This window comes from Streptomyces sp. W16 (genome assembly GCF_033194735.1).
Classification (GTDB): domain Bacteria; phylum Actinomycetota; class Actinomycetes; order Streptomycetales; family Streptomycetaceae; genus Streptomyces.
Map to the genome: position 1 here is coordinate 1 of NZ_JAWOAI010001240.1, position 230 is coordinate 230.

A 230-nucleotide genomic window follows, 5' to 3' on the forward strand; every position below is an offset into this window, starting at 1 on the left:
ATCACCGGTGATGGCCCCCCTTCTCCCGAAGTTACGGGGGCATTTTGCCGAGTTCCTTAACCATAGTTCACCCGAACGCCTCGGTATTCTCTACCTGACCACCTGAGTCGGTTTAGGGTACGGGCCGCCATGAAACTCGCTAGAGGCTTTTCTCGACAGCATAGGATCATCCACTTCACCACAATCGGCTCGGCATCAGGTCTCAGACTATGTGTGATCCGGATTTGCCT

Annotated in this window: 1 rRNA gene; it reads right to left on the reverse strand. The window is 54.3% G+C overall.

Features of this window, described 5'->3' with window-relative positions:
• Window positions 1–230 (reverse strand): 23S ribosomal RNA (locus tag R6V09_RS54400); the annotation flags it as partial.